17 protein-coding genes are annotated in these 17,920 nt (G+C 68.2%); 10 read left to right on the top strand and 7 right to left on the bottom strand.

Translation table 11 applies throughout. The features are described from left to right. Positions 1-166 precede the first annotated feature (166 nt). From AC3ITN_RS11280 to map, 4 genes are all read left to right on the top strand, one after another. A complete protein-coding gene (locus tag AC3ITN_RS11280) occupies positions 167-1,237 on the top strand; it encodes a GlxA family transcriptional regulator (RefSeq protein WP_489390560.1) in 1,071 nt (356 codons plus the stop codon). Between the two features lie 124 nt (positions 1,238-1,361). After that, complete coding sequence (gene dsbG / locus AC3ITN_RS11275) at positions 1,362-2,180, top strand: thiol:disulfide interchange protein DsbG (RefSeq protein WP_489390559.1); 819 nt, start codon at positions 1,362-1,364, stop codon at positions 2,178-2,180. Between the two features lie 66 nt (positions 2,181-2,246). After that, positions 2,247-2,459, top strand: a complete 213-nt coding sequence (locus AC3ITN_RS11270) for a ParD-like family protein (protein WP_068852612.1) — start codon at positions 2,247-2,249, stop codon at positions 2,457-2,459. Continuing rightward, on the top strand, positions 2,456-3,214 hold the full coding sequence (map, locus tag AC3ITN_RS11265) for a type I methionyl aminopeptidase (protein WP_489390558.1): 759 nt from the start codon (positions 2,456-2,458) through the stop codon (positions 3,212-3,214). The genes AC3ITN_RS11270 and map overlap by 4 nt, the downstream gene beginning before the upstream one ends. 12 nt (positions 3,215-3,226) lie before the next feature. On the opposite strand, the gene AC3ITN_RS11260 is transcribed toward map, so the two are convergent. Further along, positions 3,227-4,018: a LytR/AlgR family response regulator transcription factor gene (locus tag AC3ITN_RS11260; RefSeq protein WP_313340887.1), complete on the bottom strand. Its 792-nt coding sequence runs from the start codon at positions 4,016-4,018 to the stop codon at positions 3,227-3,229. Beyond that, on the bottom strand, positions 4,015-5,139 hold the full coding sequence (locus AC3ITN_RS11255; protein ID WP_489390557.1) for a sensor histidine kinase: 1,125 nt from the start codon (positions 5,137-5,139) through the stop codon (positions 4,015-4,017). Before AC3ITN_RS11255 ends, AC3ITN_RS11260 begins: the two co-directional genes overlap by 4 nt. 188 nt (positions 5,140-5,327) lie before the next feature. On the opposite strand from AC3ITN_RS11255, the gene AC3ITN_RS11250 reads away from it, so the two are divergent. Next, positions 5,328-5,693, top strand: coding sequence for a hypothetical protein (locus tag AC3ITN_RS11250; protein ID WP_489390556.1), 366 nt, complete (start codon positions 5,328-5,330; stop codon positions 5,691-5,693). Between the two features lie 61 nt (positions 5,694-5,754). Here the strand turns inward: AC3ITN_RS11250 and AC3ITN_RS11245 are convergent, their stop codons facing one another. Continuing rightward, positions 5,755-6,684: a LysR family transcriptional regulator gene (locus AC3ITN_RS11245; protein WP_489390555.1), complete on the bottom strand. Its 930-nt coding sequence runs from the start codon at positions 6,682-6,684 to the stop codon at positions 5,755-5,757. A gap of 130 nt (positions 6,685-6,814) precedes the next feature. Here AC3ITN_RS11245 and AC3ITN_RS11240 point away from each other — a divergent pair, with 130 nt between their 5' ends. The 5 genes from AC3ITN_RS11240 to AC3ITN_RS11220 all read left to right on the top strand — a co-directional run bounded on the left by AC3ITN_RS11240 (position 6,815) and on the right by AC3ITN_RS11220 (position 11,902). Next, on the top strand, positions 6,815-7,216 hold the full coding sequence (locus AC3ITN_RS11240; RefSeq protein WP_489390554.1) for a RidA family protein: 402 nt from the start codon (positions 6,815-6,817) through the stop codon (positions 7,214-7,216). Positions 7,217-7,303: 87 nt separating this feature from the next. After that, complete coding sequence (locus AC3ITN_RS11235; protein ID WP_313340896.1) at positions 7,304-7,852, top strand: outer membrane beta-barrel protein; 549 nt, start codon at positions 7,304-7,306, stop codon at positions 7,850-7,852. 133 nt (positions 7,853-7,985) lie between these two features. Beyond that, the gene (locus AC3ITN_RS11230; RefSeq protein WP_313340899.1) at positions 7,986-8,390 is read left to right on the top strand and encodes a VOC family protein; all 405 of its coding nucleotides are present in this window, start codon (positions 7,986-7,988) and stop codon (positions 8,388-8,390) included. A gap of 93 nt (positions 8,391-8,483) precedes the next feature. After that, positions 8,484-10,661, top strand: coding sequence for a translocation/assembly module TamB domain-containing protein (locus AC3ITN_RS11225; RefSeq protein WP_489390553.1), 2,178 nt, complete (start codon positions 8,484-8,486; stop codon positions 10,659-10,661). A 332-nt stretch (positions 10,662-10,993) separates the two neighbouring features. Next, positions 10,994-11,902: a LysR substrate-binding domain-containing protein gene (locus tag AC3ITN_RS11220; RefSeq protein ID WP_489390552.1), complete on the top strand. Its 909-nt coding sequence runs from the start codon at positions 10,994-10,996 to the stop codon at positions 11,900-11,902. Positions 11,903-11,926: 24 nt separating this feature from the next. Here AC3ITN_RS11220 and AC3ITN_RS11215 read toward each other — a convergent pair whose 3' ends face one another. The 4 genes from AC3ITN_RS11215 to AC3ITN_RS11200 all read right to left on the bottom strand — a co-directional run bounded on the left by AC3ITN_RS11215 (position 11,927) and on the right by AC3ITN_RS11200 (position 17,913). Beyond that, positions 11,927-12,694, bottom strand: a complete 768-nt coding sequence (locus AC3ITN_RS11215) for a YggS family pyridoxal phosphate-dependent enzyme (RefSeq protein ID WP_489390551.1) — start codon at positions 12,692-12,694, stop codon at positions 11,927-11,929. Positions 12,695-12,758: 64 nt separating this feature from the next. Next, complete coding sequence (locus AC3ITN_RS11210; protein ID WP_489390550.1) at positions 12,759-13,265, bottom strand: hypothetical protein; 507 nt, start codon at positions 13,263-13,265, stop codon at positions 12,759-12,761. Between the two features lie 119 nt (positions 13,266-13,384). Continuing rightward, positions 13,385-16,501, bottom strand: a complete 3,117-nt coding sequence (locus tag AC3ITN_RS11205) for an error-prone DNA polymerase (RefSeq protein WP_489390549.1) — start codon at positions 16,499-16,501, stop codon at positions 13,385-13,387. After that, a complete protein-coding gene (locus AC3ITN_RS11200; RefSeq protein WP_313340911.1) occupies positions 16,498-17,913 on the bottom strand; it encodes a Y-family DNA polymerase in 1,416 nt (471 codons plus the stop codon). The genes AC3ITN_RS11205 and AC3ITN_RS11200 overlap by 4 nt, the downstream gene beginning before the upstream one ends. Between the last annotated feature and the right edge of the window lie 7 nt (positions 17,914-17,920).

Below are 17,920 nucleotides of genomic sequence, written 5' to 3'. Positions count from 1 at the left end.
GGGTCAAGGGTTGTGACGGAATCCGGTGGAATGTCGTTACCGAGCCAAAATTACAACTTGTTTCATAGATGCCATGGGAGGCGCTCCGTAGGCTCCATTGGAATCGCCGGCATGCCTTGACCTCGCAGGGTTTGCCGGTCTCAGCAGCCGTTCCAGGAGTGTTGCCATGGATGCATCTTCCCCCCCTTCGTTGCCGGTCCTCAAGCCGGCCTCACCGACCCTGATGGAAGTCGCGGTGCTGGAGTACCCCGGCAGTCTTCGTGCCGCCGCGCCGGTGCTGTCCGAGCTGGCCCAGCGCTGCAACCGCACCGCCGCCGCCGGCAAACGTACCGGCGCCCGCATGCTGGTGACCCGCTGGACGCTGTCCACGCGTGGCCATGGCATGCAGCGCGTGGCCGGGGCCGAGCTGTTCGGCGATACGCCGCCTGCGGTGATCGTGGTTCCCGGCAATGAACCCACCTGGCCGTTGATGCAGGCCGACGAGCGCATGCTCAACTGGCTGCGCGACAGCCACGACGCCGGCAGCCTGCTGGCCGGATGCGAGGAAGGCGGGCTGCTGCTGGCCTCGGCCGGGGTGCTGAGCGGTCGCTCGGTCAGCGTGCCGGACCTGTCGCGGTCGCCGTCGCTGGCCTCGGTGGTGCCCAGCTGGCAGCCGAGCGAGCGGGCATTGGTGGACGATGGCGACCTGCTCACCGCCTCCGGCCCTGACGCGTGGAAATACCTGAGCCTGCGCCTGCTGGCCCGTGTGTACGGGCAGAGCGTGATGAGTGCGGCGATCCAGCAGCTGCAGCTGATCATTCCGCGCGGTGTGCAGGAAGACCTGGAGCGTTTCAGCCCCAACTTCGCCCATGGCGACCGCGGCATCCTGAAGGCGCAGCGCTGGCTGCACACCATCGCCGCACGTGGCGTCACCCTGCAGGACATCTGCGAGGCCGCCGGGCTTGAGCCGCGTACGCTGCAGCGGCGCTTCCTGAAGGCCACCGGGCTGCGACCCATCGCCTATTGCCAGCGGCTGCGCATCGCCAAGGCGCAGCTGCTGCTGCAGGCCGGTGGCGCGGTGGACGAGGTGTCGTGGGCGGTGGGCTACTCGGACCAGAGTGCATTCCGTCGCCTGTTCCTGCGCATCGTCGGGGTCACGCCGGCGCGCTATCGCCGCCAGATCTTCGCGCAGCGTCGCGAGCGTTCCCGCATGCCGCCATCGCGACAGCAGGCCGAACCGCTGCGCTCGGCCGCCTGAGCCGCACGCGGCACCCCACACGGGTGGGCGGCGGGCATCGTGGCGATGCGTGCCGCTGCTGCAGGTAGCGGCGTATCCGTCTACTCTGTGGCTCGATCGTTGTTCTCGACATCCAGGAGTCGCCATGTTGTTGAAGTCTTCGCCCGCGTTGGGCTCCGTGTTGGCCGTATCGCTGTTGATGGCCGTGGCAGGGTGCGGCCAGGCACAGACCCCGACTGCGCCGAAAGCCTCGGCGGCGGGCTCCGCCAACCGGCCCGCCGTCCTGCAGGGCATCGAGAAGCAGGGGTTCGAGGTGATCGGCGAATTCGACGCACCCGGTGGGCTGCGCGGTTTTGCTGGCGTGGTGGGCGGGCAGCAGCCGGCCGCGGCGTATGTCACCGCCGACGGCAAGAACGTGATGGTGGGCACGCTGTTCAATGAGAAGGGTGAGGATGTCGGTGCCGCCCCGCTGGACAAGCTGGTGGCCAAGCCGATGTCCGACCGGATCTGGTCGCGCCTGGACGGCAGCGCGTGGGTACGCGACGGGCGTTCGGACGCGCCGCGCGTGGTGTACACCTTCAGCGACGCCAATTGCCCGTACTGCCACCGTTTCTGGGAAGCGGCGCGCCCGTGGGTGGACAGCGGCAAGGTGCAGCTGCGCCACGTGATGGTCGGCGTGATCCGCGAAGACAGCCCGGCCAAGGCGGCCGCGATCCTGGGCGCACCGAACCCGAGCGCGGTGTTCCTGCAGAACGAGCATGACTTCAGCAAGGGCGGCATCAAGCCGGCGGCCACGATCACCCCGGCGCTGGCCAACAAGCTCGACGCCAACCAGGTGCTGATGGTGGAACTGGGCTTCCAGGGCACGCCGGGCATCCTGTTCCGTGACGCCCAGGGCGTCGTGCAGCGCGTGTCCGGCATGCCGCAGGGCGAGGACATGGCCAAGGTGATGGGGCCGCGCTGACCTGGAGGATTGGCTGCGGATATACGAAGCGTATATGCTACGTATATTCCGCATTCGAGGCTTCCCATGGGTATCGTCAACATCGATGACGAACTGCACGACAACCTGCGTCGTGCCAGCGGCGTCTCCGGCCGTTCGATCAACGCGCAGGCCGGCTTCTGGATCAAGGTCGGCATGCTGTGCGAGATGAATCCCGGCATGAGCTACCAGGAGATCGTGAACCGTGAGCTGCGGGCTGCCGGGGTGGACCCGGGCGCATTGCGGGTGGCGGTCGCGTGATCAAGACGGCGGAAGAGCAGGCGTTGATGCGGCAGTCCGGCCGCCTGCTGGCCTCGGTGTTCGAGGCGCTGGACGGGTTGACCCTGGAAGGCATGAGCACGTTGCAGGTCAACGACTGGGTGGAGCGCTTCATCACCGAGGAGCTGCACGCGCGCCCGGCGAGCAAGGGCCAGTATGGTTTCGCCTACGTGCTCAACAGCTCGATCGACAGCGTGGTCTGCCATGGCGTGCCATCGGCCGAACAGGTGTTGCGCAGCGGCAGCATCGTCAATCTGGACATCACGCTGGAGAAGAACGGCTATATCGCCGATTCCAGCAGGATGTACCTGATCGGCGAGGTCGACTTCCAGGCAAAGCGCCTGGTGCGGGTGACCCGCGAGGCGATGTGGAAAGGCATTGCAGCGGTGCGGCCTGGCGCGACGTTGGGCGATATCGGGTTTGCGATCCAGCAGCACGCCAAGGCGCATGGCTACAGCGTGGTCCGCGAATTCTGCGGGCACGGCATCGGCCGCGAAATGCACGAAGAACCGCAGGTGCTGCACTACGGTAAACGCGGGACCGGGGTTGAGCTGGAAGCGGGCATGACCTTCACCATCGAGCCGATGATCAACCAGGGCCGCGCGGCGATCGACATGAGCGAGGACGGTTGGACCGTCACCACCCGCGACGGCAAGCTGTCGGCGCAGAGCGAGCACACCGTGCTGGTCACTGCCGACGGGGTGGAGGTATTGACCCTGCGTGCCGGCGAACGATAGCGCTGCGCGGCGCTACCCGGGCAGGTGTCCCGGCGTCCGGGTAGACACCAGCTTCAGGAATGCCTCGTTCTGGTAGCGGCTCATGCGCAGTTGCTGGCCGGTATCCAGCGTCACCACGTGATGGCCGTTGAACCACGGATGGATGGCGGTGACCCGGCGGATGTTGACGATCGCCGACCGGTGCACGCGGGCGAAGTGGCGCGGGTCCAGCCGGGCGGCGAGGGCGGCCATGGTGCCGCGGTGTTCATGCATGCCGCCGGCGAGGTGGATCTCGACGGTGTTGCGCGCCGCCTTGATCCACACGATCTCGTCCACGTTGATCAGGACCACGTGTTCGTCCACGCGCACCGGAATGCGCTGCAGGTAGTCGTCGCGCTGGCGCAGCGCGTCCAGCGCCTGCAGGATCTGCGCCGAGGTCTGCGCGCTGGTGCCGCCTGGGGTGGACAGCCGCTGCTTGGCGCGCTGCAGGGTGGCAGCGAAGCGTTCGCGGCTGAACGGCTTGACCAGGTAGTCCACGGCGTTGGCCTCGAAGGCCTTCACCGCATACTGCTCGTACGCGGTGACGAACACGGTTGCTGGCATGCGCTCGGCACCAATGGTGGCGACCACGTCAAGACCGGTGATGGCGGGCATCTGGATGTCGAGGAAGACCAGGTCCGGCGACTGCGCGCGGATGGCGGCGACGGCCGACACCCCATCGCCACATTCACCCAGCAACGCAAGCGCCGGGTCCTCGCCGAGCAGGCGCACGATCGCCCGCCGCGCGATGGGTTCATCGTCCACCACCAGCACGGTGATGCTCATGCCGGTGCCACCCCGGCGCTGAACTCCGGCGCCTCATCGCCCGCATCGAGTTCGCGGAACGGCAGGCGCACCCGGCATGCCACGCCCTCGGGCCAGAGCATGTCGAGCCGAACGTCCGCGCGGTTGCCATACAGTTCCTTCAGGCGCAGCCGCGTGTTGGACATGCCGATGCCGTGACCGGCAGGGGCCATGGGATCGGGTGACAGCGTGCTGTTGCGGTTGCGCACTTCGATGCACAGCACGTCGCCGTCGCGGCGGGTCTCGATCTCGATCACGTCGCTGCCCACGCGCTGGCCGATGCCATGGCGCACGGCATTCTCCACCAGCGGCTGCAGCAGCAGGCTGGGCACCGCGCAATCGAGGGTGTCCGGCGCGATGTAGGTGCGGGTGGTGAGGCGGTCCTTGAAGCGTACCCGCTGGATGCCCAGGTACAGCTCGATCAGGTCCAGCTCCTTGCGCAGCGGGATTTCCTGGCCATCGTAATCTTCCAGGAACGCGCGCAGCAGTTCGCTCAGGCGCAGCAGCATGTCCTCGGCCGACAGCGTGTCCTCGTCGAGCAGGGTGATGATGGCGTGCAGCGTATTGAACAGGAAATGCGGCTGCAGCTGCGACTTCAGCGCGAGCAGGCGCGACTGGGCCAGTTCGGTGGCCAGGTGGCTGGCCTCCATCTCGCGGCGCGCTTTCTCGGCATGGAAGTGCAGCGCCTGCTGGATCGCGAACAGGGCCCAATAGGTGAGCAGGCCGGTGGCGAAGTGCTGGGCGATGAAGTACCACACCTGTTCGAAGAACCCGCTGGGTTCGAACAGCGTGGAGGCCAGCGCGCCGATGATCATGGCGCCGAAGGTAACCACCAGACTGGCCACGGCCTGCCTGCCCAGTCCGCGGAAGCGCCTGGACGGGTCCATCGGATGGCGTTCGGCGAGGCGGAACACCAGTGGCGCCAGCGCCGCCCAGGTGTACCACTGGATCATCGCCCAGCGCAGGTGATCGAGGAACGGCCAGCTCTGGCCATGCAGCCCATCGCTGAGCGAATGCTGGATGGCAAAGACGAGCACCACCGCGGTCCACAAGGTGAGGTAGCGGGTGAGGCCGATCGAGGTGCTGCCAAGGCGGAGGTTCAAGGCCGGTATCCAGAGCGCCCGGCACGGCGGGGCAGGGCCATCTTAGGGGCGCGACCGGGTGCGGAGAAGCGCCATGAGACCCCATTACGATTGGTCCCGCCATGGTGACGATTCGTCCCGGATCGGTGGCGGCCACGCGCAGCAGGGCGCGTGATGCAGGCCACACCTCAACCGCCGGAGCCGTTGCCATGAACCTCATTCGTCCTGCCGTGATCGCCGCGCTGCTGTTTGCCACCACCGCCCACGCCGGCGACGCGCGCTATCTGTCCCTGCTCAACCGGGCCCACGACAGCGTGGTGGCGCTGGCGGTAGCGCCCGCCGGCGACGCCACGTTCGCGCCGCGCCCGATCGACGTGCTGGCCGGCGGCGGCGACAGCACCACCGTGCGCCTGGCCGATGCCGGTTGCCGCTTCGACCTGCGCCTGCAGTTCCGCAATGGCCGCACGGCGATCTATCGGGACGTGGACGTATGCAGCGGCGACACCCTCGTGATTGCACCGCTGCCGCGCCGGGACGCGGCGCAGGCAGCAGACCGGGGTGTCGCCAAACGGTAGAGCCACCCCCTGGGTGGCTGTCGCGGCAACCGAACGAAGCGCAGCCACCCATGGGCTGGCTCTACGCGGTCTGGCGCGGGTCGATCACCGGCACATGCTCGGCCATCAACGCGGCCACCCAGTCGACGAACACGCGCAGCTTGGCGCTGATGTGGCGGTTGGGGCGGAATGCCACGTGCAGCGGCATGGGCTCCACCTGCCAGTCGGTGAGCACGCGCACCAGTTCGCCGCGCTGTGCATGCGCGGCGGCCACGTAGTCGGGCAACCACAGCACGCCGAGGCCGGCCACGCCGGCGGCGAGGTAGGCGTTGCCATCGTCGACGGCCAGCAGGTGGCGACCGTGCACGGTCAGCACCTCGTCGCCGCGATGCAGTACGTACGGCATGACGCCGGCACGACGCGAACCGCGGTAGCCGACGATGCGATGCGGAACGGCTTCCAGGTCCTTGGGATGGGCAGGCACACCCACGGTGTCCAGATACACAGGCGCGGCATGGAGCGCGGCGTGCAGGTCGCCGATGTGGCGCGCCACCAGCGAGGGATCGGTGATGACGCCGCCGCGGATCACGCAGTCGACGTTCTCGTCGATCAGGTCCACGTTGCGGTCGCTGACCCCGAGGTCGAGCTGGATGTCCGGGTACCGCGCATGGAAGCCGGGCAGGGCGGGCACCAGCAGGAAACGCGCCAGCGGTGCCGGCACATCCACGCGCAGCCGGCCACGGGGGCTGGCGGCGAAGCTGGACAGGCTGGTCTCGGCGTCGTCCAGCGACGCCAGCAGGCGCGCGACGTGTTCGTAGTAGGCCGCGCCATCGGCGGTGACGTTGACCTGGCGCGTGGTGCGGTTGAGCAGGCGCACGCGCAGGCGCGCCTCCAACTGCTGCACCAGCTGGGTCACGGTGGTGCGGCTCATATGCAGGGTCTGCGCGGCCTTGGTGAAGCTGCCGGTCTCCACGACCCGGGCGAAGGCCTGCATGGCATCGAACCGGTCCATCTGCGCTCCTGCGGGGAATTGTTTGGATTCTACAAACAGTGATGGTCAGTCGCGGTCGTTTATCAAGGTCCGGGTCGACGCTTAACGTGGTGGATCACATCAATGGGGCACCCGCCCTCTGGAGACTGCAATGGCAACCCGTGACGTCGTATTCCCCGCCGGCCGGCAGGACCTGTATGCCCGCTACCGCTATTCCCCGGCCGTCCGTGCCAACGGCCTGCTGTTCGTGTCCGGCCAGGTCGGCAGCCGCGAGGACGGCTCGCCCGAGCCGGAGCTGGAGGCGCAGGTGCACCGTCTGTTCGAAAACCTCAATGCAGTGCTGGCCGCCGCTGGCTGCACCTTTGCAGACGTCGTGGACGTGACGGTCTTCATGATCGACCCGGACCGCATCCTGGAGCGGGTCTGGGCCATCGTGCCCGAATACTGGGGCGAGGCGCCGCACCCGACCCTGACCGCCGTGGGGGTGACTTGGCTGAGCGGGTTCGACGTGGAGTTCAAGGTGGTCGCCAAGCTCCCCGACGCCGGGGCGTGAGGGTTCGTTTAACGGAATTGACACAAACGTGAACAGGAGGCAGAGTGGCGCCGCCCAGAAGGGCAAACCACCTTTGGAAGGATCTGAATGAAGAAGTCCGTGACCCTGGCCGCCGCCGTCGCGCTGGCCACCCTGTCGACCAATGCCATGGCGGGCCAGGCGTTTGTCCGTGCCGAGCTCGGCAGCAGCGATACCGAAGTGCGCTACGACGGTTTCCGCGGCAGCGAGTCCGACACCTCCGCCGCGGTCGGCGGCGGCTACTGGTTCACCCCGAACATCGGCGTCGAAGGCCATGTCGGTTCGCTGTACAACAAGGACCTGGGCTATGACCAGGAACTGGACCTGGTCTCGATCGGCGTCGGCCTGGTGGCCAAGAAAAACTTCGGCAACGACAACACCGGCTTCTTCATCGGCGCCCGCGCCGGTGTCGCCCGCCTGACCGCGCAGGTCCGCGAAGACACCTTCGACGTGGTGGATGACGAAAGCTCGACCAAGCCGTACTACGGCGTGAACGTCGGCTACGACTTCAACCACCACTGGGGCATGAGCCTGAACTACGACCGCCGCAAGGGTGACTTCAGCGGCGTGGACGTGGACGTGGACACCATCAGCCTGGGTGGCGAGTTCCGCTTCTGATCGCGCGCCTCGCGTGACGAAACAACGGCAGGCCGGTCCATCGGCCTGCCGTTTTCGTTTGGGGCGCCGAGGGCATAGGATCGACCCTGCGCACGGCGACCCGCCGCGGCATCACGAACGTCAGGAGAGGGCGATGGCAAAGGTGACCGGAATCGGAGGGGTGTTCTTCAAGTGCCGCGGGGATCGCGCCGCCTTGGCCGAGTGGTATCGGCAGCACCTGGGCATGACGCTGGAGGATTTCGGCGGTGCCGTGCTGCGCTGGCCCGACGACACCGCCAACGACGGCGGGCTGACGGTGTGGGCACTGGCCGAGCCGGACAGCCAGTGGTTCAGCCCCAGCGACGCGCCCTTCATGATCAATTATCGCGTTGACGATCTGGACGGACTGCTGACCCAGCTGCGCGAAGCGGGTGTGACCATCGTCAGTGGTCCCGAGACCCATGAGAACGGCTCATTCGCCTGGATACTGGATCCCGATGGCAACAAGCTGGAGCTGTGGCAGCCGGTGGCGTGGGACCCGGAACGGCGCGCGGGGTGACGTCGCGCGGCGATGGCAGCGATCGGCCTTCACACGGCTCCGTCGGGTCGTTGTCGATAGTAGCTGCGTCATTCTGCTTCGTCGCACACCCTCATGCCCCTGATTCCCGAGCGCGTCCGGCGCTGGCCCCGGCCATGGCGCGTGGCGTTGCTTACGCTGCTGGCGCTGTATGCGCTGTACCTGGTGGCCGGCAATGTGTTCCTCAACACGCCGCTGTTCGACGCCGTCACCAACCGCAAGCCTGAGAAGTTCTCGATGCAGACCGGCCCGGCGCTGACCCTGTTGCCGGGGCACGCCGTGGTCTGGAACATCCGCATGCGCGGCCAGGCCAACCGCACGGTGTACATCTTCCGCGCGGACCGGGCCAGTGCGTGGATCTCGCTGACGGCGCTGTTCGGGCGCGAGGTCCGCATTCCGCGTATCAATGCCAGCGGGGTGGAGTCGGAAGTGGAGCGTGTCGAGCAGGCCATTCCGCCGCCGCCACGCGGCGATCGGGGCTGGACCCTGCGCTTCGATGCGATCCACAGCGACAGCATCCGCAGCGGTCGTTTCGGCAAGTTGCTGATCGTGGGCGAGGGCAGCGGGACGGTCGGCTTCCTCAAGCAGGTGCGCGGCGGGCCGTCGGAACTGTTCGACTCCACCGCTGGTTTCGAGAACGCCACGGTCAGCTACGACGGTGTCACGCTGCTCGACCAAGCCCATCTGGCGGCACGCTTCCATTATCCGCGCCACTACCGCGACGACGCGCCGGGCCTGCGCAAGTTCGGCATTCTCTGGGCGCAGCTGCAGGTGGATGGACGCAGCCAGGCCATCAACATCGATACCGCCGGTCCGCACGTCAAGGTCGGCAGCGTGCCGGCCGAAGCCCGTCTCAACGCCGATGTGGTGATGGACCGTGGCGTGCTGCAGCCGGGCAGCCGTGTGGTGTGGCGGGTGCCGGTGCATGCGGGTGTGCATGCACCTGACCGCGGGCTGCTGTCGCTGCAGCTGGACGTGGCGCAGGACATCCGCGTGCAGGCGCGCTTGCCGCGCGATCCGGAGACCGGCAGCGAACTGCACGCCGACCTGCGTGTGACCGGGCGGAAGATTCCGTTCCAGGCACCGGCCGAGCTGTTGCCAAGAATGTCGGGTGATGTGCGCGGGGCGTGGCGGTTCGAGTCGCTGAACTGGATTTCGGACCTGTTCGTGCGCAAGCCGTGGTTCCATCTCGATGGGGGTGGGTTGCTGGAAGGCGATCTCAGGATAGTGGACGGGCAGCTGGCGCCGGGCAGTACGTTGAACGTGCCGCAGGTGGCCGCAGTGGCCGAGGTGGCCGGCGTGCGCATGCTGGGCGACGCGCGTGCCGTGGGTCGAATCGTCGACGGGGCACCGCCGCAGGCCGAGCTGCAGGTCGAGATTCCGCGGTTCCGCGCCGCGCCGGTGGATGCGCCCAAGGCACTGCTGTTCGACGGCAAGGCGATGGCGCTGACTCTGCGCGGCGATGCACGGCTGCAGCAGCTGCGTGACGGCATGCGCGCGCGCCTGCATTTCGACAATGCGCGGGTTCCCGACCTGACCGCCTACAACCGCTACGTGGGCAATGAGTCCATGCGCCTGCTCGGCGGCACCGGCCTGCTCAGTGGCGACGTGACCCTGGATAGCGCCGGGCGGGTCGGGCAGGGGCGTGCCGACCTGCGCGGTACCGGTGCACGCATGCAGGTGGCCGGCATGGCCCTGCGTGGCGATGCGCAGGTGAAGGCGCGCGTGCAGCGTGCCGACTTCGACAGCCGTCAGTTCGACCTGGGCGGCACCACGCTGAGCCTGCGCAACGTGCAGGTCGGCGACGATGCGGGCAAGGCGAACTGGTGGGGCGAAGCAACCCTGCGCAGCGGGCACATCGATGCGGCGGCGCCGTACCAGGTGGATGCACGCGCGGACCTGCGGCTGCGCGATGCGGGGCCGTTGCTGGGCGTGTTCGCCGAGCGCAGTGAATACCCGCGCTGGGTGCTGGGGCTGCTCGATTCGGGTGAGGTCCAGGCCAGCGGACAACTGCGCTGGCGCCGGGAACACCTGGTGGTGGACGACCTGGAGGCCGAGAACGCGCGCCTGTCGCTGCGCGCGCGGTTGGACATGGAGCAGGCCCAGCGTCAGGGTGATCTGTACGTGCGCTGGGGGCTGCTCGGCGCGGGGATCGAGATGGGCGGCGGCAAGCGCACCTGGCACTTGGCCGGCGCACGCGAATGGTACGACGGACGGCCCCGCCTGCTACCCGAATCAACACCCGCCCCGTAGTGCCACGCCATGCGTGGCAGGCACCATTACGCCCCACGTTCCCTTCCGCTGCGCCCAGCGCCGGCCGAGACCGCAACGGCGCCAGACCCGCCAGGGACCCCTGACCGATGCGCCCCCGCCGCCGTTTCGCGAGCAGCGGCATCCACCTCCGGGTCCGGCTCCGCCAGCCGCTGCGCCAGTGCCACATTGGCGATATGCCCGTGCATGAAAAGCAGACCGCTATAGATGTTCATATGCGCCCCTCCACTTGAGTGGACTTGACGATAGGTGCAGGATGGAGTCCGCGAAAGCGATCATTTCGCAACCCATCCTTGAGCTGGATTCAAGTCGTCATGTCCCGGATTCCCCTCCAGCCGCTGCAGAATTTCGTGGCGGCCGCGCGCCTGGGCAACCTGACCCGGGCGGCCGAGTCACTGAACCTGACGGTCAGCGCGCTCAGCCACCAGATGCGCCAGCTGGAGCAGCGGCTGGGCTATGCCTTGCTGCAGCGGCAGCCGCGTGGCGTGCGGGTGACGCCCGAAGGCCAGCGGCTGCTGGACCAGGTGGGGCCGCACCTGGACGCCATTGCGCAGGCATTGCAACCCTTTGGTGCACGGCATGACCGGGTGCTGACAGTGAGCGCGCTGCCATCGATGGCGTCGAACTGGCTGGTGCCACGGCTGGGTTCGTTCGTGGCCGCGCAGCCGCAGATCGAGTTCAACCTGGAATCCAGCGAGCGCCTGACCGATTTCGAGCGCCAGCTGCAGGTCGATGCGGCCTTGCGGGTGGGGGCAGGGCAATGGACCGGCCTGCACGCCGAGCCCTTGTTCGATGAGTGGTTGATGCCGATGGCCAGTCCATCGCTGGTGGAGCGGATGGGTGGGGTGGACGCGCGCCCGCTGTCGGAGTGGCCGCTGTTGGGGGATCCCGATGGCGAGTGGCACCGCTGGTTTGCGCTGGCGGGCGACACGGCGCCGTCGCGATTTGTGGCGATGCTCAACGAGTCCGAGGCGCACCACCGTGCGGCGCTGGATGGATTCGGGGTGGCGCTGGGGCGGGTGACGCGGGCGCGGCTGCTGCTGGATTCGGGCCAGTTGATTGCGTTGTCGCCGCACCGGCTGAAGACGCGTTGGTCGCATTGGCTGGTGTTTCCGCCGCGCTCGTCAACGCACCAGGGGTTCCTGGCGTTTCGTGAGTGGCTGCATGCGCAGGCGGCGGAGCATGCGCGGCATATGGAGACGCTGGTAGCGCCGGGGGTTTGAGGGGGGGCTGCACGCAGGCGCGGATCAACCCGCCGGCGTGGGCCAATACTGACTGTCGGGCGTTGCGCGCGCGCCGAAGATGGCCTGTCCGACCCGGACCACGGTGGCGCCTTCCTCGATGGCGAGCTCGAAGTCCCCGGACATGCCCATCGACAGTTCGTCCAGGCTGACACCGGCAGGCAGCGTCGGACGCAGCCGCTCGCGGAGGTCACGCAGCCGCACGAAACACGGCCGCACCTGCTCGGGATCGGGGGAAAACACTGCCAGCGTCATCAGCCCGCGCACGCGCAGCTGCGGGAAGGCCGGCAACTGCTGCACGAAATCGGCGACCGCGATCGGATCCAGCCCGTACTTGCTGGCCTCGCCGGAGGTATTGACCTGCACGAACACGTCCAGCACGCGGTCTTCCATGGCCAGCCGCTGGTCCAGCGCCTCGGCCACGCGCAGGCTGTCCAGCGCCTGGAATTCGCTGGCGAAGCGGGCCACATCGCGGGCCTTGTTGGTCTGCAGATGGCCGATCACCGACCAGCGGATGCCCAGGTCGGCCATGGCCTCGGCCTTGGCCTTGGCTTCCTGCACCTTGTTTTCGCCAAGCGTATCGCAGCCCGCTTCCACCGCCAGGCGCAGCCGCGCTTCGTCCACGGTCTTGCTGACCGGCAGCAGTCGCACGCTGGACGGATCGCGCCCGGCGCGGGCACAGGCCGCCGCGATGCGCGCATGCACCGCATCCAGGTTGCGACGGAAATCGGCAACGGTGGTGGCTGGCGGCCAGGAAGGAGCGGCGATGGACATGGCGTGTTCCAGGACAGACGCGACACACATTTTCACATGCCGCCGAAGCCGTCCATCGAAATCCTCAGGGCGCCGCAGTCGTCCCCGCCCGAATGTAATGCGACTGCCCGTTGTCGTTGAGGAAAATCAGCTCCGGCGTGCCCTGCCACGAGGTCAGCATGGCGCCGGTGTTGTTCTGGTGCTTGATCACCAGGGTGGCGCCGCGGTCCGGGTTGGCGGTGATCTTGAACACTTCAGTGGTGCCATTGGCGTCGTCGAGGGTCAGCATGGCCTCGTCGCCGACATCGGCGGTGCCATAGCTGCCCCGCTCGGAGCCGTCGGCGCCGAGCAGCACCACGCCCGACAGCGGCGATGCACGCGGGCCCTGCGATACGCCCTTGCTGAGCGGGTCGGGCAGGGGGGCGCCGAGGATGACCCGGGCCTGCCCGTTGCCGTCCTGGATGACCAGGCCGCGGGCGGTGATGACGCGCTGTTCCGACTGGCTCTGGTGCAGCCGCACGGCGGTGTAGCCCGAAACGAGCAGTGCGAGGCTGGACACGGCCAGGGTGGTGAGGGTGAGTGCGCGCGACATGGTTGGCTCCGGATCCTTGGATGGCAGCGACGATAGCCGATGGGGTGTTTGCGACACCAGTCGGAAAAGTCTGTTTCTGTCATCAACGTGAAACCGGTCACAGCAGGGCAGCGCGCTGGTTACCGGAAGTCGCGGCTGCTCGTGCGTACCCCGTCGATCAGCGTGTCGATGTTGTGCATGCGCTGCACGATCAGGTGCTGTACCCCATCGACGCGTTCGAGCCGGCCGTCGATCTGCATCAGCTGGGCCTCCACCAGCACGCGGTGCTGGCGGTCGGCGGTCTTGCGCCAGACCACGGCGTTGACCATGCCGCACTCGTCTTCGAGGGTGAGGAAGGTCACCCCGCTGGCGGTCTGGGGGCGCTGGCGCATGCGGACCAGGCCGGCGAAGCGCACGCTGCGGCCATGCGGCAGCTGGGCCAGTTCGTCGGAGCGGTGGCAGCGGCGCTCGCTCAGCTGGGGGCGGATGAACGACACCAGGTGGCGCCCCAGCGTGGTGCCGGTGCTGTTGTAGTCGGCCTGCATGTCCTCGAACGCGCTGGGCGCCGGCAACGCCACCACGATGTCGGTGGTGGCGCGCACGTTCTCGAACAGCGGCAGGGGTTTCTCCACGCCGGAGACGTCCCAGCGGGCACGATGGCGATGCCCGCTCAAGCCCTTGAGCGCACCGGCGTCGGCCAGCAGCCCCTGGTGGCGGCGGTCCAGCCGTGCCCGCTGGCTGAGATCGGCCACGCTCTCGAACGCGTATCGCGTGCGCGCCTGCATCACGGCGTTGGCGACCGCTTCGCTGAAGCCATCGATCATGCGCAGGCCCAGGCGGATGCCGGGCAGCGCATGGGGCGACGTGGCCGGCACCAGCGTGCAGTCCCAATCGCTGTGGCGCACATCCACCGGCAGCACCGGCACGCCATGGCGGCGCGCGTCCTGCAGGATCTGGTCGGGGGTGTAGAAGCCCAGCGGCTGGCTGTTGATCAGGCTGGCCGCGAATGCCGAAGGGTGGTGGCACTTCAGCCAGCAGCTCACGTAGGTGATCAGCGCGAAGCTGGCGGCATGGCTTTCCGGGAAGCCGTAGCTGCCGAAGCCCTTGATCTGTTCGAACAGGCGCTCGCCGTACTCGCGGCTGTAATGGTTGCGGGCCATGCCGGCCAGCAGGCGCTCGCGGTGCGGTTCCAGCCCGCCGTGGCGCTTCCACGCGGCCATCGAGCGGCGCAGTGCATCGGCCTCGCCGGCACTGAAACCAGCCGCTTCGATGGCCAGCTGCATCACCTGTTCCTGGAACAACGGGACGCCCAGCGTGCGCTTGAACACTTTTTCCAGCGCCGGCGGGTAGTCGATCTCTTCGATCCCTTCTTCCTTGAGCCGCTTCCGGCGGTTGAGGTAGGGATGCACCATGTCGCCCTGGATCGGGCCGGGGCGCACGATCGCCACTTCGATCACCAGGTCGTAGAAGCAGCGCGGCTGCATGCGCGGCAGCATGGCCATCTGCGCGCGCGATTCGATCTGGAACACGCCCAGGGTATCGGCGCGGCAGATCATGTCGTAGGTGGGCGTGTCATCGGGCGGCAGGGACGCCATGGTCAGAACGCGCCCATCCTGGCCGCGTTCGCCACGTGCTTCCAGCATGGCCAGGCATTTGCGCACGGCGGTGAGCATGCCCAGCGCCAGGCAGTCGACCTTCATCAACCCGGTGGCATCCAGGTCGTCCTTGTCCCACTGGATCACGGTGCGGTCGGCCATGGCGGCATTCTCGACCGGCACCAGGGTGGACAGCGGGTGCTCGGAAATCACGAATCCGCCCGGGTGCTGTGACAGGTGGCGCGGGAAGTCGACCAGTTCGGCGGTCAGCGCCACCACGCGCCGCATCAACGGCGTGTCCGGGTCGAAGCCCCGTTCGCGCAGGGCATCGGGCAGCGGTTCGTGGCTGCTCCAGCGGTCCAGGCACGCGGCCAGTTCGTTGACCTGGTCCGGTGGCAGTCCAAGCGCACGGGCAACGTCGCGCACCGCGCTGCGGCCGCGGTAGCTGATCGCCACGGCAGTGAGTGCGGCGCGTTCGCGGCCATAGCGGTTGAACACGTACTGCAGCACTTCCTCGCGGCGTTCGTGCTCGAAATCGATGTCGATGTCCGGCGGCTCGTCGCGTTCCTTTGAAATGAAGCGCTCGAACAGCAGCGCCATGTGGCTGGGGTCGATCTCGGTCACGCCCAGCACGAAGCACACCGAGGAGTTGGCGGCCGAACCGCGGCCCTGGCACAGGATCTGCTGGCCGCGCGCGAAGCGGACGATGTCGTGCACGGTGAGGAAGTAGGACTCGTACTGCTTGAAATGGATCAGGCCCAGTTCGTGCTCGATCTGCGCACGTTGTGCCGTGCTGGCCCCCTCCGGCCAGCGCCACTGCATGCCATCCTCGACCAGCGCCCGCAGCCAGCTGGCCGGGTCGTGGCCGTCGGGCACCAGCTCGCGCGGGTAGGTGTACTGCAGCTGGGAAAGATCGAACCGGCAGCGCGCGGCGATGCGCAGGGTTTCCTCCAGCAGCTCCGGCGGATACAGCACGGCCAGTGCCTCGCGGGTGCGCAGGTGGCGTTCGCCATTGGGAAACAGGTGCCAGCCGGCATCGGCGATCGTGCAGTGGTGGCGGATCGCGGTCAGGGTGTCCTGCAGCGCGCGGCGACGGCGCACGTGCATGTGCACATCGCCGCTGGCCACCAGCGGCAGGTCATGGGCGTAGCCGAATTCCAGCAGGGCTTCCAGCCGTTCCACATCGTCGGCGTCGCGGTGCAGTTCCACCGCCAGCCACAGCCGGTGCGGAAAGCGCGCCTGCAGCCAGGCGGCTTCGTCGCTGCCAGGCGCGCGCTCGGCCCACAGGCACAGCAGGCCCTCGGGCAGCGTGTCGAAATCCTCGCGCAGGCAGCGGTACTCGCCCTTGGGCGCGCGCCGGCGGCAGGTGGTGATGAGCTGGCACAAGCCGGCGTAGGCGGCCTGGTCGGTGCACAACAGCACCACCTTGGGGCCGTCTTCGATCTGGAATTCGGCGCCGGTGATCAGGGCCAGTGCGTGCTTCTTCGCCGCCTGCCAGGCGCGCACGATGCCGGCCAGCGAACACTCGTCGGTGATCGCCAGGGCCTGGTAGCCCTGTTCCTTCGCACGTGCGAACAGCTCCTCGGCGATGGACGCACCGCGCTGGAAACTGAAGGCCGACAGGCAATGCAGTTCGGCATAGCCGGGCAGGGCGGTGCTCATGCGAACCAGCCGTGCAGCATGAACGGCCCGTTGCGCGCACCGGCGGCGGTGTAGGCCCAGCCGCGCTGGCCATAGCCGGTTTCCACCACGTAGTAATCGCGGCGGACATCACCATCGTCCCACCAGCCCGATTCGATCCGTTCCGGTCCGGACAGGATGCGCAGGTCCGGATCGTAGAGCGGCTGGGGACGGGACAGCAGCCAGCCCGGGCGCAATGGCAGCGTGGGGGGCGGACCCTTGGTCGCTTCGAGGGCGGTGCCGCTGGCGCGTTCGGGACGGTGTTCGGCGCGCAGCCCCACCCCCTGCACGGCATCGTCGCCGAGCCGGGCACGCAGGCGTTCGCGCAGCTGTTCCCACGGCATCGCCTGCTGCGGACGCGGGTCGAACAGATCGCGTGCGGCCGGCACGAACGGCGGCAGCTGTTCGGCCTGCAGGCGCAGCCCGCGGCTGCCGGCGGGCAGGCGCAGATGATCCACGCGGTTGCGCGCCAGTTCGAACAGCATGGCCGCATCGCGTTCGGGCGCGAGCAGGCCAACGGTCAACCGCGTGTCCGGATGCCGGTCATGCTCGAACCACAGGTCGAACTGCTGCGCGCCGCCATCGCGCGAACACAGGAAGGCGGCCAGGTCGGCGGTCAGGCGGCGCAGCGGGAACAGCAGCGCCTGGGTGGAATCGATCTCGTACTCGAACTCGATGCGCGCATCGAACCGGTCCGGGGGACGGAAGTACTGCAGCGGTGGTGTGCCGATCCCGCGCAGTGCATCCAGGTGGCCCAGCACCTGGGCGGAAAAGCGCCGGGCCAGGCTGTCACGTGGCAGCGCGAACGCGCTGCCCAGGGTGCGCAGGCCGGAACGGGCCAGTACCGTGACGGCCTCGGCCGGCAGCCCGCTGCGTTCGATCGGGATCTGCGCCAGCGCGGCCTCCAGTCCCATCGCATCCACGCCCAGTCGTGCGTGCACGCGGGTCAGCACCCAGGCCGCATGCGGGTTCGGTGCGGCCACCAGGCGGTGGCGGAAACCGAGTTCCTTCAAGCCCTCGCGCAGGCGCTGCTCGATCGCCGGCCAGTCGCCGAACAGCGCGCGGCTGGCACCGATCTCCAGGGCCAGCGCATGCGGGAATGCCAGGCTTACCTGCGAGCTGATGCCGTACAGCCAACTGGCCAGCAGCTGGCGGGTGTCCTGTTCGGCGCGCGGGTCGTAGTCCACTGTGAGCATGTCGCGGGTGAGCACCTGCGCGGCCGACAGCAGCATGCCGCGGCGCAGGCCGAGCTGGCGGGCGGTCGGACTCACCGCATGCAGTACCCGGCGCTGCGCCGGGCCGGTGACCAGCACCAGCGGCGCGCGCGGATCGGGCTGCTGGCGCAGGGCGGCGTCCAGCGCCAGTTGGGGGAGCAACAGGCAGGCCCACTGCATGGCGGCG

It is taken from the genome of Stenotrophomonas sp. KH_036_B, assembly GCF_057839485.1.
This window is presented reverse-complemented; position numbering and strand designations above follow the sequence as displayed.